General features: G+C 38.2%; 15 protein-coding genes and 1 pseudogene. 10 read left to right on the forward strand and 6 right to left on the reverse strand.

Features of this window, described 5'->3' with window-relative positions; translation table 11 throughout:
• Positions 1 to 58: 58 nt before the first annotated feature.
• The 5 genes from A0J48_RS15560 to A0J48_RS15580 all read left to right on the forward strand — a co-directional run bounded on the left by A0J48_RS15560 (position 59) and on the right by A0J48_RS15580 (position 4,723).
• Positions 59 to 1,105, forward strand: coding sequence for a DUF4238 domain-containing protein (locus A0J48_RS15560; RefSeq protein ID WP_200324534.1), 1,047 nt, complete (start codon positions 59 to 61; stop codon positions 1,103 to 1,105).
• Between the two features lie 113 nt (positions 1,106 to 1,218).
• Positions 1,219 to 2,538 carry an FADH(2)-oxidizing methylenetetrahydrofolate--tRNA-(uracil(54)-C(5))-methyltransferase TrmFO gene (gene trmFO / locus A0J48_RS15565; RefSeq protein WP_200324536.1) on the forward strand — a complete coding sequence of 440 codons (1,320 nt, stop codon included), beginning with the start codon at positions 1,219 to 1,221 and terminating at the stop codon, positions 2,536 to 2,538.
• Positions 2,539 to 2,665: 127 nt separating this feature from the next.
• A complete protein-coding gene (locus A0J48_RS15570; RefSeq protein ID WP_200324538.1) occupies positions 2,666 to 3,037 on the forward strand; it encodes a VOC family protein in 372 nt (123 codons plus the stop codon).
• Between the two features lie 325 nt (positions 3,038 to 3,362).
• Complete coding sequence (locus A0J48_RS15575; protein WP_200324540.1) at positions 3,363 to 4,259, forward strand: prohibitin family protein; 897 nt, start codon at positions 3,363 to 3,365, stop codon at positions 4,257 to 4,259.
• Between the two features lie 212 nt (positions 4,260 to 4,471).
• Positions 4,472 to 4,723, forward strand: a complete 252-nt coding sequence (locus A0J48_RS15580; protein WP_200324542.1) for a hypothetical protein — start codon at positions 4,472 to 4,474, stop codon at positions 4,721 to 4,723.
• A gap of 84 nt (positions 4,724 to 4,807) precedes the next feature.
• On the opposite strand, the gene A0J48_RS15585 is transcribed toward A0J48_RS15580, so the two are convergent.
• Positions 4,808 to 5,005, reverse strand: coding sequence for a hypothetical protein (locus tag A0J48_RS15585; protein ID WP_200324544.1), 198 nt, complete (start codon positions 5,003 to 5,005; stop codon positions 4,808 to 4,810).
• Positions 5,006 to 5,164: 159 nt separating this feature from the next.
• A pseudogene (locus tag A0J48_RS15590) lies at positions 5,165 to 5,974 on the reverse strand (DUF4058 family protein).
• A gap of 252 nt (positions 5,975 to 6,226) precedes the next feature.
• Here A0J48_RS15590 and A0J48_RS15595 point away from each other — a divergent pair.
• Positions 6,227 to 6,412: a DDE transposase family protein gene (locus A0J48_RS15595; protein WP_200324546.1), complete on the forward strand. Its 186-nt coding sequence runs from the start codon at positions 6,227 to 6,229 to the stop codon at positions 6,410 to 6,412.
• A gap of 140 nt (positions 6,413 to 6,552) precedes the next feature.
• Here A0J48_RS15595 and ctpC read toward each other — a convergent pair whose 3' ends face one another.
• Entirely contained in the window at positions 6,553 to 7,836 is a 1,284-nt protein-coding gene (gene ctpC, locus A0J48_RS15600) for a carboxyl-terminal processing protease CtpC (protein ID WP_200324548.1), read from the reverse strand.
• Between the two features lie 213 nt (positions 7,837 to 8,049).
• On the reverse strand, positions 8,050 to 9,276 hold the full coding sequence (gene ispG, locus A0J48_RS15605) for a (E)-4-hydroxy-3-methylbut-2-enyl-diphosphate synthase (RefSeq protein ID WP_200324594.1): 1,227 nt from the start codon (positions 9,274 to 9,276) through the stop codon (positions 8,050 to 8,052).
• A gap of 258 nt (positions 9,277 to 9,534) precedes the next feature.
• Here ispG and A0J48_RS15610 point away from each other — a divergent pair, with 258 nt between their 5' ends.
• The 3 genes from A0J48_RS15610 to A0J48_RS15620 all read left to right on the forward strand — a co-directional run bounded on the left by A0J48_RS15610 (position 9,535) and on the right by A0J48_RS15620 (position 11,407).
• The gene (locus tag A0J48_RS15610; protein ID WP_200324550.1) at positions 9,535 to 9,825 is read left to right on the forward strand and encodes a type II toxin-antitoxin system TacA family antitoxin; all 291 of its coding nucleotides are present in this window, start codon (positions 9,535 to 9,537) and stop codon (positions 9,823 to 9,825) included.
• A complete protein-coding gene (locus A0J48_RS15615) occupies positions 9,812 to 10,306 on the forward strand; it encodes a GNAT family N-acetyltransferase (protein WP_200324552.1) in 495 nt (164 codons plus the stop codon). Before A0J48_RS15610 ends, A0J48_RS15615 begins: the two co-directional genes overlap by 14 nt.
• Before the next feature lie 69 nt (positions 10,307 to 10,375).
• Positions 10,376 to 11,407: a cysteine hydrolase family protein gene (locus tag A0J48_RS15620; protein ID WP_200324554.1), complete on the forward strand. Its 1,032-nt coding sequence runs from the start codon at positions 10,376 to 10,378 to the stop codon at positions 11,405 to 11,407.
• Positions 11,408 to 11,512: 105 nt separating this feature from the next.
• Here A0J48_RS15620 and A0J48_RS15625 read toward each other — a convergent pair whose 3' ends face one another.
• Positions 11,513 to 12,397 carry a LysM peptidoglycan-binding domain-containing M23 family metallopeptidase gene (locus A0J48_RS15625; protein ID WP_200324555.1) on the reverse strand — a complete coding sequence of 295 codons (885 nt, stop codon included), beginning with the start codon at positions 12,395 to 12,397 and terminating at the stop codon, positions 11,513 to 11,515.
• Between the two features lie 197 nt (positions 12,398 to 12,594).
• Between A0J48_RS15625 and A0J48_RS15630 the strand changes: the two genes are divergently transcribed.
• The gene (locus A0J48_RS15630) at positions 12,595 to 13,797 is read left to right on the forward strand and encodes an HhoA/HhoB/HtrA family serine endopeptidase (protein WP_200324557.1); all 1,203 of its coding nucleotides are present in this window, start codon (positions 12,595 to 12,597) and stop codon (positions 13,795 to 13,797) included.
• A 225-nt stretch (positions 13,798 to 14,022) separates the two neighbouring features.
• Here A0J48_RS15630 and A0J48_RS15635 read toward each other — a convergent pair whose 3' ends face one another.
• Complete coding sequence (locus tag A0J48_RS15635) at positions 14,023 to 14,367, reverse strand: DUF760 domain-containing protein (RefSeq protein WP_200324559.1); 345 nt, start codon at positions 14,365 to 14,367, stop codon at positions 14,023 to 14,025.
• Positions 14,368 to 14,378: the final 11 nt, after the last annotated feature.

A 14,378-nucleotide genomic window follows, 5' to 3' on the forward strand; every position in this document is an offset into this window, starting at 1 on the left:
AAAATAAATAGATCCCCAATTATTGTCACTATATTTGTAAACAAGGGAGTTAGTAAACATGGAAAAACCAAAGAAAAATCAACACTATGTTCCTAAATCTTATCTGGAAAATTTTAGTATTGATCCAAATAAAAATGAAAAGCAAATTTTTGTTTTTGACAAATTTACCCAAACAAAATTTTCCAATAATATTAAAAAGATTCCATTAGAAAGATATTTTTATGATTTTCCTGAAATTTTAGTATCACCAGGAGAAGATCCACAAAAAGTAGAAAATTTCTTTACTGGACTGGAAAGTAGGCAAAAGAAATTACTTAACCATATTCAAAAAAAGATTGATGGAATCTTTAATTTAAGAGAAAAAAGTCACCCTTACTCGAAAAAAGTTTTAAATCAAAGCCAAAAAATAGATTTATCCTACGTTGTAGCATTTCAGTTATTTAGAACAAAGGAATTTAGAAACTCTTTGTTAGAAATGCGTGAGGTAACTAAACCTTTATTAGATAAATCTATAGAACAAGAAATTAATGAAATTATAACTCAAGGTGCAAAGGAATGCTCTATTACACTTAATGAAGAATCTACATCTGAAATACAATCTATGCTTTTCGATAGAATAGATGAACAATTAAGTTTCATGTATAAAGAAGGACTATCTGTGATACACTCTAATTTTATGGACAGTTACTATGAAACAGCATCTCAAATTCTACGAAAACACATTTACTTAATAGGTATTAATGATACAGATAAACCACTATTTACATCTGATCATCCTGTTGTACAATACCCACATCTAGGATTGAATGGTATTAATTCTCCAGGTATAGAAATAGCATTTCCGATTAATAGCAAAGCCATATTAATCATGAAAGAAAAAAGTCATTTTCATGAGTTTGCAAAACTAGATAGTAACCTTTTTCCACTCACTTTAAATGATGTAGATTTTTATAATCAGTTGCAAGTGTATGGCAGTACTAGATTTGCTTTCTGTTCTGAAACTCAATTTGATTTAGCAGACGAAAGTTGTAGAAATAACCCAAATGTCTGCTCTAGTAATAAAACGAGAATTCAATTGAAAGAAATCCCCGCAGATGCTTCATAAGTGATAACAAACAACTACGGTAGAATGCGGTCAAGTTAATTTAACTGATATAATAATTCATCGATATCATAGAAAATTATCTTTAACCAAACCAAGTCATTAAAAAAACAACTATGACACAAGAACCGATACAAGTAATAGGCGGTGGACTTGCGGGAACAGAAGCAGCATGGCAAATTGCCCAAGCCGGCGTTCCTGTAATTCTTCACGAGATGCGTCCTAAAAGGTTCAGTCCTGCCCATCATACGGAAAATTTAGCCGAATTGGTCTGTAGTAACTCCTTCGGGGCTATGGCAAGCGATCGCGCCGCAGGTTTATTACACGAAGAACTCCGTCAACTCGGTTCTATCATCATTGCTAAAGCCGATGAACACGCAGTACCCGCTGGTGGCGCTTTAGCCGTAGATAGAGGACAATTTGGCGAAGACTTAACCCAAACTTTAACAAATCATCCATTAATTGATTTCCGTCGGGGAGAAGTGACAGCAATTCCTGAAGGTATTGTTGTGTTAGCTTCTGGACCATTAACAAGTCCCGATTTATCCGCAGATTTACAACGATTTACCGGGATGGAATATCTCAATTTCTTTGATGCTGCCAGTCCTATTATTTTAGGCGATTCTATTAATAAAGATATTGCTTTTATGGCTTCCCGCTATGACAAAGGTGAAGCAGCATATCTGAATTGCCCCATGAATAAAGAGCAGTATTTACATTTTTGGTCAGAATTACGTCAAGCTGAACAAACAGAATTAAAAGACTTTGAAAAAGAAACCGCGAAATTTTTTGAAGCTTGTTTACCGATTGAAGAAATGGCACGACGGGGAGAAGATACCATGCGCTATGGTCCCCTGAAACCAGTAGGTTTATCTGATCCTCGCACCGGAGAACGTAACTATGCGGTAATTCAATTGCGACAAGAAGATAAAGCCGGTCAACTTTGGAATATGGTCGGATTTCAAACTAATTTACGTTGGGGTGAACAAAAACGGGTTTTTCAAATGATACCTGGTTTGGAAAAAGCCGAGTTTGTTAGATTAGGAGTAATGCACCGCAATACATTTTTAAATGCACCGCAGTTAATGTCTGCAAGTTTGCAATTTAAAGAACGCCCAATTTTATTAGCCGCAGGACAATTAATAGGCACAGAAGGTTACACTGCTGCATCTGCGGGTGGTTGGTTAGCGGGAACAAATGCTGCTAGGTTAGCTTTAGGAAAAGAACCTTTGATATTACCAAATACAACCATGATGGGGGCTTTATTTGAATTTATTAGTTCTGCTGAACCAAAACATTTTCAACCCATGGCTCCTAATTTTGGTATTGTCCCAGATTTGGGTGTGAGAATCAAGAGTAAACCGGAGAAATATGGACGTTACCGCGATCGCGCTTTGGCAGATTTAGCCAGTTGGAAAGCTGCAAATTTAGTATAGAAGGTGACAGGTGACAGATGACAGTGTAAAAAGTCTTTTTTATCTGATTTTCTCATCAGTTGATGTCCTAACTACTTTTGCTATTGACATAACTTGAAAATTCATATCTAGTAACAGGAAAATACAGATGCATCTTAAAGCAGTTCACCATATTCAGGTAACATACCCTCTAGAAGTAGAGGAAGCAATGGAGTTTTTTTATAGCCAAGTTTTAGAACTCAAGAAAATTCATAGACCAGAAGAACTGAATTATGATTCTGGATTTTGGTATGAATTGGGAGATGTGCAAATACATCTGAGTCCAGACAGAAACGTTAGTAACCAAGGGTCAAGAAGGCATATTTGCTATCAAGTTGATAGCTTGCCTGCCTTTGAAGAACACTTGAAAGGACATGGAGTAGAAATCATTCCTGACAAAAGACCAATTCCCGGATATGTCAGGTTTTTCCTGCGTGATCCTGGTGATAATCGGATAGAAATTACACAAATAAAAACGTAATATCATCTACGGCTAATTACTTATAATCAATTTTTTCCTGCTACCTCCACTCTATCCCTATTCCCTGCTGAATACCCCTGATGTTAATTATGCAGTTCCCCACCCCACATCCTAGGGACTTCCAGAAATTAAATTATTCAATGAGTGAGAACCAATATGAGTACGAGATTCTTCCTCCCCTGCGCCCCCTGCTTCCCCTGCTGACCCAAACGATGGAATATTTGTTTAGTTGGAAGTCCCCTACATCCTCTTCATCAAACCTTAAAGTCAGGATTATACTTGTGTGTTAAGTATATAGAGCATCTTAACAACACAGGACAATCTTATGGGCTTTATAGTTTCTCTCCTCACAAGTCTCATAGCTAGTCTCCTATATCTTCAAACCAGCAAAATCACCAGCACCAAGACTCAATTTGTAATACGTGGGATTACCATATTAATTGGTAGTATTGCCCTACTGGCTTCAATTTCCAGACTGTTGGTGATAGTTCCACCGGGAAATGTTGGTGTAATTAATTTTTTTGGTAAAGTTTCTGATAATACCCTCGATTCAGGTATTCACTTAGTTAATCCTTTTGCTAAAGTCTTGAATTTTTCGACTCGTCTGAAAGATATCAAGGAAAATATAGATACAACTTCTCAAGAAGGTTTGAGTTTAAATCTTGATGTTAGTTTGCAATATAGACTCGATCCCCAGAAGGCAGCAATAGTATACAAAACAATTGGAATTGACGAAAAAGAATTGCTTATTTCTCGATTTCGTTCTACCGTCCGCGCTATTACAGCCAACTACCCAGCTAGTGCTATTTATTCTACAAAACGTCAGGAAATAGTTCAAAAAATTGACCAGCAACTTACCCAGGAAATACCAACATTAGGCTTCATTGTTGACCAAGCACTTTTAAGAAATGTGAAAATGCCTGAAAATTTGCAAATAGCAATTCAGCAAAAACTGAAAGCCGAACAAGAAAATGAACAAATGAAATTCGTGTTAGAAAAAGAACGTCAAGAAGCTGAAAGAAAGAAAATTGAAGCTAAAGGTATAGCTGAATCTCAAAAAATTATCTCTGGTGGACTCACTAACCAAATTCTGCAATTACGCGCAATTGAAGCTACAGAAAAACTTGCTCAATCTAATAATTCTAAAGTTGTTGTTATCGGTTCTGAAAAAGGAGGAACACCTATTTTAATTCAGCCAGATACAGGAACAACCAAACCTTAAACAATTCAAAATTCAAAAATTATCCCAATTTATAACTAAACCGTACAGTTTATTTACTCTACACACAAAGACAATAACAGAAAAATTATCTCTTGTGGATATCAAAGATAGAATCAGGTTCTACCTTTAGCTTTATGAATTCCTAGCACCGAATGTTTATATTCAAGTCGTTAGGTAAAAATTACCTAATTACGTAAGTGAGGTAAACAATTATGCCAGTTCAAATTAACCAATCTGAGCAATTGATAGAATTATCCGATGAGCAACAAGAGTTGGTATCTGGAGGACAATATGGTGGTGGATACGGTGGTGATAGATCCGGTGGTGGTGGATACGGTGGTGGTGGATACGGTGGTGATAGATCCGGTGGTGGGTTCGGTGAACGTAGATGTCCTCCATACTTCTATTGCGGTGGCTACTACTACTTCCCCTACAGACGTGGTGGAAGAGAACAAAGATTCTAATTTAGCCAACCAATAAAATTCTTGTCTAACTAGAATTTTGGCAGGTGCGATCGCCTCCGTTACTATGAGAAGTGCGATCGCACTTTATGGCATATCCTCACTTCCAAAAGTAACACAAGGACTGTCAACTTCCACCGCTGGAGTGAATGAATTGCAAAAAATCACAGTCGCACAATTAACCCCCAACTCATCAGGGTGAGTACATTCTGATTTAACATAAAATGCACATTCTTCACAAATTATCTTACGTGACATTGGTTGCAAATCAATAGAAGTTGACATAATTTAAAATCCTGAAGAGAATATAAAACCCACTACATTGTGTGCATTGTAGTGGGCGATAGCAGTAACAAACAATGTCATTCTGATCATCTGTTATTTATGTAACTATTTTAATTCTTTCATGTAAAAATTGCATAATTTTCTTGCATTTACAGCAATTTACTTCAATTCAGAAACTTGAGATTCTCGTAAACCTTGCTGTTTTAATAACTCATTCACCCAAACAAGATCAGTTTCTTGAATATTTGTTACAGGTTGACGATTATAATCTATAGCCTAATCAAACCCAGCACTTTCCAACAACTCTTGAATTACATTTTATAACTCTCATAATGATTCTATATCTCCTTTTTTCAGAGGTAACACAAAAGTAGGAATAGGTTCTTGCAAATTAAAAGGATATAATTCTGCTCTAGGACGCAATTGACTACGACTAACTAAAATACGATAATCTGATTTAATTTTATCATCTAAGATTGGCATAGATTCACCACCACGCAGTAAATCTATTTCGACTAAATGTGTAGAACTTCCTAATATTTGTTGACGCTTGGTTTGATATGCGTTTCTCCCTTCTCCTGGACGTTTATTTTTAGGTGAAAGCAGTTCAATCACTGTCACAACTTCTCCTGTTGCCACTTCTCTGACTTCTAAATAACTTTCTCTAATTTCTTCTGGTATGGGAATATTTACGGTTACGGGGTTAACAGGTGGAAAAGCAACAGCAAGATTAGATGAATCTTGAGTTGTGGACTTTAAAGAACGTGCTATAGTGACATCAGGAATACCAATTAAAACCGAATTTCCATCGGTCATTTGATAAATTCTTTTTTCTACAGCTACTCTGTATTTTGGTCGTAAATGAGGGAAAATTGCATCCGCGATCGCAATAATTAATCTACTGTGAACTTCTGGCCAAAGTTCAGGATTTTCTAAATAGGGATTCATCCCCGGAAATGGTGAAGGCATAGGTAAATTTACACTCCTAAATTCAATAGCAGTTAAAATTAAAACCCTGCTCAATGGACAATTGATAATTGACAATTGATAATTGATTAATATGCTTAAAAACCTATCTTTTTCAAGATAAATAGCAAGCAAAACCTTTCCTTTATTTCAATCTTCTACCCTTTAGAAAGAGGTAATTTTCCATTGTTCATTGTCAATTTTTGAATGCTTATTAGTTGGCACTTTTTAATCCTAGCAAATTCATATTTGATTATGACAAACTCACAAACTTGGTATATTGTCAAGTATAAATCCCAAATATGCGAAATAGTCCCCAGTGAAAAACTGGAGGACAATAACCCAGACATGATTGAAAAATGGGGAACTTTTAGTTCACAACAAGAAGCAATCGCTTGTCGTGTAGGATTAATCAGGGCTGGAAAATGCCAACCCATGTAATTTTAGATTTTGGATTTTGGATTTTAGATTTTGGATTTTAGATTCATACCAATTCTGTAAAATTCGGTAGTAGATTCATAACATGAAACCCAGATAAAATCTTAATTACGAATTACGAATTACGAATTACGAATTACGAATTAATTCTTCTTCGTTGTCGTACTATTTTGAGCAGTTTGTTTACCTAAAATTTCCACAGCTTTAGCAAATTGAGGATCTTCTAAAGTAGCCAGTTTATCTCGTTCCTTTAACCACAACTCTTGTCTTTGGGCATCAGTTAAATCCACTTTTACATCTGGATCAATGCCATGCTTATTAATATCTTTACCGCTAGGAGTATGATACTTAGCAATTGTCACTGCTAATCCTGAACCATCTTCCAAAGGTCGCACAGATTGTACCAAACCCTTACCAAAAGTTTGTGTACCCACTATCGTCGCACGTTTATTATCCTGCAAAGCACCGGAAAGAATTTCACTAGCACTAGCTGAACCCTTATCAACCAACACCACCAAAGGTTTAGTAGTTAAAGCACGTCCTCTCGCAATTTCTCGTTCTTGCTCGCCTTGACGGTCAATAGTAGAAACAATTGTGCCTTTATCTATCCACATCCGGGCAATATCCACACTGGAGAATAATAAACCACCAGGATTACCCCGCAGATCCAAAATATAACCAGATACGTTTTTAGCTTCTAACTTATTAATTGCATCTCTCATTTCCTTGGCGGCATTGGCACTAAACTGATTGAGGCGGATGTAGCCAAGATTACCTGCTGGAGTTGATTTTTCCGAATACTTAACCGGATGGATTTCAATTTTAGCCCGTGTGATCTCAAATTGTTTTTTCTGACCATTCCGCAAAATTTTTAGTTTGACGCTGGTTCCAGCTTCACCACGAATCAAAGACACAGCTTGGTTAGTATCCATGCCTTGAGTGCTTTTGCCATCAATTTCCAGGATCACATCCTTAGCTAGGATTCCCATTTTAAAGGCAGGTGTATCCTCAATCGGGGCAATCACAACTAATTGCTTAGTTTTTTCATCCTGACTAATAGTGATACCAATCCCTGTGAGTTCTCCAGAGGTATCAACTTGCATATTCTTGAATTCCTCTGGATCCATAAACCGGGTGTAGGGATCTTCTAGCTTTTTCAGCATTTCCCGGATGGACTTATAAGCTTCCTCTTGGTTAGTGTAGGACTTGCTTAAATATTCTTTACGAACAGCTTGCCAATCTACCTGATTAAAAGTTCCGTCCACATATTGACGGTAAACAATTTGCCAAACCTCGTCTATCAATTCCTTGGGACTTGCTTTAAACAAAGCCTGACCACGGGAGTGAATGCCAAGACTAGTCACCGCAATTGTAGAAAGCGTTACTGCTGTAGCACCTAAAACAAGTCTACTCTTTGTAATCACCATAATGACAGCTGTGTCAGAGGGAAAATTTATAGTCAGTATGCTCAATCTAACACAGGATTTGGTGATTGGTGACTGGGAAAGAAGGCAAAAGGCAAGAGGCAAGAGGCAAAAGTTTTTGAATTTTGAATTTTGACTTTTGATTTTTGACTTGATACCTCCCCATCTCTCCTGCTTATTCACTGTCACCTGTCACCTGTCACCGGTCATCTCAATTTAAGGATCTACCCAACGTCCATCTGCTTTAATCAGGTTGATTAACTCCTCCACACCTTGATTTTCTGGGACTTTTTTAATTTCTTCCCTGCCACGATATAAAGAAATGTAACCAGGAGTTTTGCCAACATAACCATAGTCAGCATCTGCCATTTCTCCAGGTCCGTTAACAATACAACCCATGACGGCAATATCTAAACCAGTTAAGTGCTTGGTTGCTTCTCTAACTTTATGCAGCACTTCTTCTAGGTTAAACAGAGTTCTTCCACAGGAAGGACAAGCTACATACTCAACCATTGTTTTCCGCAAACCTAAAGCTTGCAGAATGCTATAACATACAGGAATTTCTTTTTCTGGGGCTTCAGTTAAAGAAACGCGAATTGTATCACCAATACCATCAGCTAATAATGTGGCAATTCCCGCAGTAGATTTAATTCTGCCATATTCCCCATCACCAGCTTCGGTTACGCCCAGATGTAAAGGATAGTCCATACCCAACTCATCCATGCGCTTGGCCATTAACCGATAAGCAGCTACCATCACAGGAACCCGTGAGGCTTTCATGGAAATAACGATGTTGTAAAAATCCAAAGATTCACAAATGCGAATGAATTCTAAGGCAGATTCTACCATTCCCTCCGGGGTGTCACCGTAGGTAAATAGCATTCTTTCTGCTAAAGAACCATGATTAACACCAATTCGCATAGCTTTACCTTGGTCACGCAGAGAAATTACCAAAGGTGCTAAGGTTTCACGGATTTTTTCGCCAATTTCGTCAAATTCAGCTTTTGTATATTCGGTGCGATCGCTGTTAGGTTTTTCAAACACATACAACCCTGGATTAATTCGCACTTTTTCAATGTGTTTAGAAACTTCCAGGGCAATTTTCATGCCATTGTGATGGACATCGGCAACAATGGGGACATCGCGGTAAGTTTTGATTAACTTTTCCTTAATTTCCGCCAAAGCTTTGGCATGAGCCATACTAGGAACAGTAACGCGGACTATTTCACAGCCAATCTCATGGAGACGACGAATAGCGGCTACAGAACCGTCAATATCTAGGGTGTCTTCGTTAATCATTGACTGTACCACCACTGGGTAGCCTCCCCCAACGGTGACATCTCCCACCTTGACAGGACGGGTTTTGCGGCGTTTGATGGTGGTGTCAAAGGTGGGTTGACTGGATGTAGTGTTGATAGTCTCAAGAGTCGGCAGAGTTTGCATAACCTCAATAGGTAGATTTTCTGTAGCTAAAATATCAGATTGCAAGGGGTTCTGTTTCCCAGATTGCCACAGTTGAGGCTCTTTTGGGTAATGAAGTGGGAAATTTAGAAAATTGGATATGTCTATGGTAGGTATTGGTTTAGTGTCTTCGAGATGCGATCGCCAGCCAAAACTTTTTCTATTACGTTTTTATCCATAATGGTGTCATTTTGTCACCATAGTGTTAAAATGAAATTTCATACATATTTAAAATTAGCTATGTCTTCCACTTCTTCTGTTAATGATGCAAGGGTGACAGCAAGGATTCCCTCTCAAATTAAGGCAACTTTAGAACAAGCAGCTGCTTTATCTGGGGCTACTTTAAATCAATTTTTAGTTCAATCAGCCCTGAAAGAAGCTCACAAAATTCTAGAAGCAGAAAGGGTAATTAATTTATCCCAACAAGATGCAGATACAGTTTTTAGCCTAATTGAAAATCCTCCTGAACCTAATTCAGCCTTAAAAGCTGCTGCTGTTAGACATCAAGAATTCTTCCGTGAAAATCATTGAACTTCTGAACAAGTCTCATAACAGAGAAACTTTTAATTGTGGGAATGAACTACTAAATCAATTTCTGACTCGCACCGCGCGTCAGCATATTCAAAAAGGAATTTCTCGCACTTTTGTTTTGGTAGATACAGAACAACCTGAAACTATTATCGGTTTCTTCACTTTATCAATTTGTGAAGTGAAAGCCGAAAAGTTACCACCACAGCTTGCAAAAAAATACCCTACAACAGTTCCTGGTGTTAAACTAGCACGCTTGGCTGTTACCCAGGACTGGCAAAGTCAAGGAATAGGTGAAATTCTCATGATTGAAGCAATGAAAAGAGCTTTGGTAATTGCCGAGAATGCAGGAGTAATTGGTTTATTTGTTGATGCTAAAGATGAAAAAGCTCAAATTTATTATCAACGTTATGATTTTTTTAGTCTTGTAGATGTTCCTTTAGAAATGTTCTTACCTCTAGAAACTATCAAAAAATTATTTTAAAAGATGAAAACAGTTTTGATTAAAAATTTAATTTATTTCAGTTATAAAGACAAAGATTAATATTACATTATGACTACCCAAACAACCACCCAACTCCCCATTCCTCCCCACTTCAACCCCTCAAAAGTCGGTGAATTATGGCGCGTACCTTACCAACAAAGGGCAGCTGACGCAGAAGCATGGACAAAACAACAAAACATCCCTCCAGCATCAACAGATAAAAATCGCATTTGTCTATTATTAATAGATGTCCAAAACACCTTTTGTATTCCCGATTTTGAATTGTATGTAGGTGGACAAACAGGAACAGGTGCAGTTGATGATAATCAAAGATTGTGTGCATTTATTTATCGCAACTTGGGCGTAATTACCAAAATTATCCCCACTCTAGATACTCACACAGCCATGCAAATTTTCCATCCGATTTATTGGATCAATGCAGATGGAGAACACCCCACACCAGCAGCAACTAATATCACCCCAGCAGATATAGACGCAGGTATTTGGCAAGTTAACCCAGCAGTTGCTAGTAGTGTGACAAATGGCGATTATGAATTATTAAAAAAACAGGCTTATCACTACGTTAAAAAACTCAGCCAAGATGGAAAATATCCGCTCACAGTTTGGCCTTACCATTCCATGTTAGGAGGAATTGGTCATGCTTTAGTTTCCTCAGTAGAAGAAGCCATATTCTTTCATGGTATCGCTCGTCAAACTCAAACCCAATTTGAGTTAAAAGGAGAAAATCCTTTAACCGAAAATTATTCTATTTTACGTCCAGAAGTTTTAACAGGATTTGATGAAAAGCCAATTGGACAAAAAAACACAAACTTGATTAAACAACTATTAGAATTTGATAGAGTGATTATTGGTGGACAAGCTAAAAGTCATTGTGTTGCTTGGACAATTGAAGATTTATTAACCGAAATTCAACAGGTAGATAGCACCCTGACAAATAAAATTTATCTACTTGAAGATTGCACCTCACCTGTTGTTGTTCCCGGAGTAGTTGACTACACAGAACAAGCTAATGCAACATTTGCTAGATTTGCAGCAGCAGGAATGCACATTATTAAATCTACCGCACAGAACTTTATTTAATGGAGCGAAAAGACACAGGAACGCAAAGATTTCACAGAGAAACACAGAGAACTACTCCGCGAACCTCTGCGCTTACCTCTGTGATCCTCTGCGTTTTAAAAATCCTCATTTCAAATACTCCTTGGGATTTTTTGCAGTCCAACCAAGGGCTTCATTAGCACGAATTTCAAAATGTAGATGTGGTTCTTGAGAAGTTGGTTGGCCTGTAGTACCCACAGTTCCTAAGATGTCACCTTGTTTTACTCGTTGTCCTAGAGTAACTTGAATACTATCAAGTTGGGCATAACGAGTTTGTAGTCCACCTGCGTGGTTAATAATTACTAATTTGCCATAACTAGTCTGGTCTTTGGCAAATACTACAATACCTGGTGCGATCGCTTGTACGGTCGTACCTACTGGTGCTACTAAATCTACACCACTATGAAAAAAAACTTTACCTGATGGTTGTTCAATTTGCCATCCATAAGGTAGGGCTATAGTTGTATTATTTGGTAAAGGATATCCAAATGTTGTTTCCGATGGTGGAGTTTGTCCAGGGGAAGCAGTAATGATCCGATTCGGTGTTCCTGTGACTCCTGGAACAACGGGAACAAAAACTACTCTAGGATTTTCTTGACAACCATTAATTTCAAACAAGGTATCTTGACGCACTTTGTACTTTGTGGCAACTTGTCGCCAAGTTTGACCATTAGGTACTTGTACAACAATTCCATCGAAGGGGGGAATCTGAAGTTGGGTACCCGCTGTGAGTATTCTGTTATTAACAGATGGATTCATACCAGCAATTGTTTTTGGCTGGAGATTGTAACGCTCGGCTATACTCTCTAAAGTCTCACCACTAGTAACTTGATAGCGTTGGATACGGGATAGCGCCGGAGTTGGACAACTGGGTACAGCAGCATTGGCGTTTTGGGCTGGTGGTAATGTGGCTATTATCCCCAAAACACTCATTAAGCTATATAAAAACAATGGACAATAGGAACAGGTCATGTCAAAAAGTTTCCAACTCGCTAATTCTAGATTCTAGATCGCTAATCTTAAAGATAGGATAATTTTTTTGCTTGACTGGCTTTGATCCCCAAATATGTATTCAATTTCTGTAAATAAATCTGTTCACTTATCATTTACTTGACTACACTGGGGAATTAGTAACGGTCTTTCTGTGAGTGCAATTATTCTTAATTAATATGAAGTTATCTGTAAAGCAACTAGCGGTTTACCTGTTTTTAGTGGCTATTGGTGGTGGTGCAGGTGTGTTTGGTAGCCGATATTTTTCACACCAGCATCACTCTTTTCAAGAGTTAAAAAATGTTGCAGTGGCTTTGCCCCCAGAAGTTGTTGTTCCTGATCCTGTTCAGGGAATTTATTCTGCTGGTAGTAATAATGTCAATTTTATTGCCACGGCTGTTCAAAAAGTTGGACCTGCTGTGGTGCGAATTAATGCTACTCGTAAAGTGGCAAATCCTATTTCTGAAGCTTTGAAAAATCCTATGTGGAGGCGTTTTTTTGGGGAGGATGAAGAACCAATTCCCTCAGAACGAATTGAGCGTGGTACAGGTTCGGGGTTTATTTTGAGCGCCGATGGTCAATTGTTGACTAATGCTCATGTAGTAGCTGATACAGATACAGTACAAGTAACTCTTAAAGACGGGCGGACTTTTGAGGGTAAGGTGGTCGGAGTTGATACGGTGACAGATGTAGCAGTAGTCAAAATTCCGGCGGATAAATTACCGACAGTGAAATTAGGCAATTCCCAAAACTTAATTCCTGGACAGTGGGCGATCGCCATTGGTAATCCTTTGGGTTTAGATAATACTGTAACTATTGGTATTATCAGTGCCACCGACCGCACTAGCGCCCAGGTTGGTGTTCCTGATAAGCGTGTGAGTTTCATCCAAACCGATGCAGCAATTAACCCTGGTAACTCTGGTGGTCCTCTGTTAAACGCCCAGGGAGAAGTGATTGGCGTTAATACTGCCATTCGTGCTGATGCTCAAGGGCTTGGTTTTGCTATTCCCATCGAAACGGCTGCCCGCATAGCTAATGAGCTATTTACCAAAGGCAAAGCAGAACACCCATTTTTAGGAATTGAAATGGTAGACCTTTCACCTACCAAAAAGCAACAGTTAAATCAAGAACAGCAGCTGAAAATCCAGTCAGATGTCGGTATTGCCATTAAGGGAGTTTTGGAAAATTCCCCAGCACAAAAAGGCGGCTTACTTCCTGGCGATGTGATTCAAAGAATCAACGGTAAAGCGGTGAAAAATTCAGCCCAATTACAAAAGATAGTTGAGTTTAGTAAAGTCGGTGACATTCTTGCCATCGAAGTCAACCGTAATGGCAAAACTCAAACCTTCCAAATTCGATCAGGAACTTATCCACAAAAATAGTTACCAATTGATAATTGATAATTGATAATTGACAATTGTTTCATTTAAGCTTTAAAACCTCCCCTTGGAAGGGAAAAAAAAAGAAAAAAATTTCGATTTTTCAAACCTATTCCTTGAAAGGAGAGGTAATTGTTTACCCTGAGCGAAGCCGAAGGGTCAATTATCCATTGTTAATTGTCTACTCTTGAAGGGTACAGGCGTGGTTGTTCACGTCTGTACTCTTAACTATTGATTAGACAAATGCTCTAGTTGCATTCTTTGTTCCATCTGACGCAAAAAATACCCGGTCATCATTGCTGATGCTAACAGTCCAGCTAAGTTGTCCCTGTCTGTGGTAATTTGGACATTGAAATTTTCCGCTGGGAGCATTCCCACAAGTCCTTGGACATTCTGGGAAATGATTTGTTTAATTTCGGGGCTGACAGACTGGGCTACACGGGCGAGAACGTCAGGAGATTGATGCTGTAAATATTTGAGCAATTGATTCGGGTTTTCTCCCAAGTGATCGTTCAGAAGCTGATTAGTGTGTTCCTCAGAGTTGTCATTCAAAAAGTCAGGATCAAACACCATTGGCAATTTTT

The sequence above is a fragment of the Sphaerospermopsis aphanizomenoides BCCUSP55 genome (assembly GCF_001586785.1).
GTDB lineage: Bacteria > Cyanobacteriota > Cyanobacteriia > Cyanobacteriales > Nostocaceae > Sphaerospermopsis_A > Sphaerospermopsis_A aphanizomenoides_A.

Coding starts and splice junctions, on each gene's coding strand:
- A0J48_RS15560 (WP_200324534.1), top strand. CDS start 59: ATGGAAAAACCAAAGAAAAATCAACACTATGTTCCTAAATCTTATCTG.
- trmFO (WP_200324536.1), top strand. CDS start 1,219: ATGACACAAGAACCGATACAAGTAATAGGCGGTGGACTTGCGGGAACA.
- A0J48_RS15570 (WP_200324538.1), top strand. CDS start 2,666: ATGCATCTTAAAGCAGTTCACCATATTCAGGTAACATACCCTCTAGAA.
- A0J48_RS15575 (WP_200324540.1), top strand. CDS start 3,363: ATGGGCTTTATAGTTTCTCTCCTCACAAGTCTCATAGCTAGTCTCCTA.
- A0J48_RS15580 (WP_200324542.1), top strand. CDS start 4,472: ATGCCAGTTCAAATTAACCAATCTGAGCAATTGATAGAATTATCCGAT.
- A0J48_RS15585 (WP_200324544.1), bottom strand. CDS start 5,005: ATGTCAACTTCTATTGATTTGCAACCAATGTCACGTAAGATAATTTGT.
- A0J48_RS15595 (WP_200324546.1), top strand. CDS start 6,227: ATGACAAACTCACAAACTTGGTATATTGTCAAGTATAAATCCCAAATA.
- ctpC (WP_200324548.1), bottom strand. CDS start 7,836: ATGGTGATTACAAAGAGTAGACTTGTTTTAGGTGCTACAGCAGTAACG.
- ispG (WP_200324594.1), bottom strand. CDS start 9,276: ATGCAAACTCTGCCGACTCTTGAGACTATCAACACTACATCCAGTCAA.
- A0J48_RS15610 (WP_200324550.1), top strand. CDS start 9,535: ATGTCTTCCACTTCTTCTGTTAATGATGCAAGGGTGACAGCAAGGATT.
- A0J48_RS15620 (WP_200324554.1), top strand. CDS start 10,376: ATGACTACCCAAACAACCACCCAACTCCCCATTCCTCCCCACTTCAAC.
- A0J48_RS15625 (WP_200324555.1), bottom strand. CDS start 12,397: ATGACCTGTTCCTATTGTCCATTGTTTTTATATAGCTTAATGAGTGTT.
- A0J48_RS15630 (WP_200324557.1), top strand. CDS start 12,595: ATGAAGTTATCTGTAAAGCAACTAGCGGTTTACCTGTTTTTAGTGGCT.
- A0J48_RS15635 (WP_200324559.1), bottom strand. CDS start 14,367: ATGGTGTTTGATCCTGACTTTTTGAATGACAACTCTGAGGAACACACT.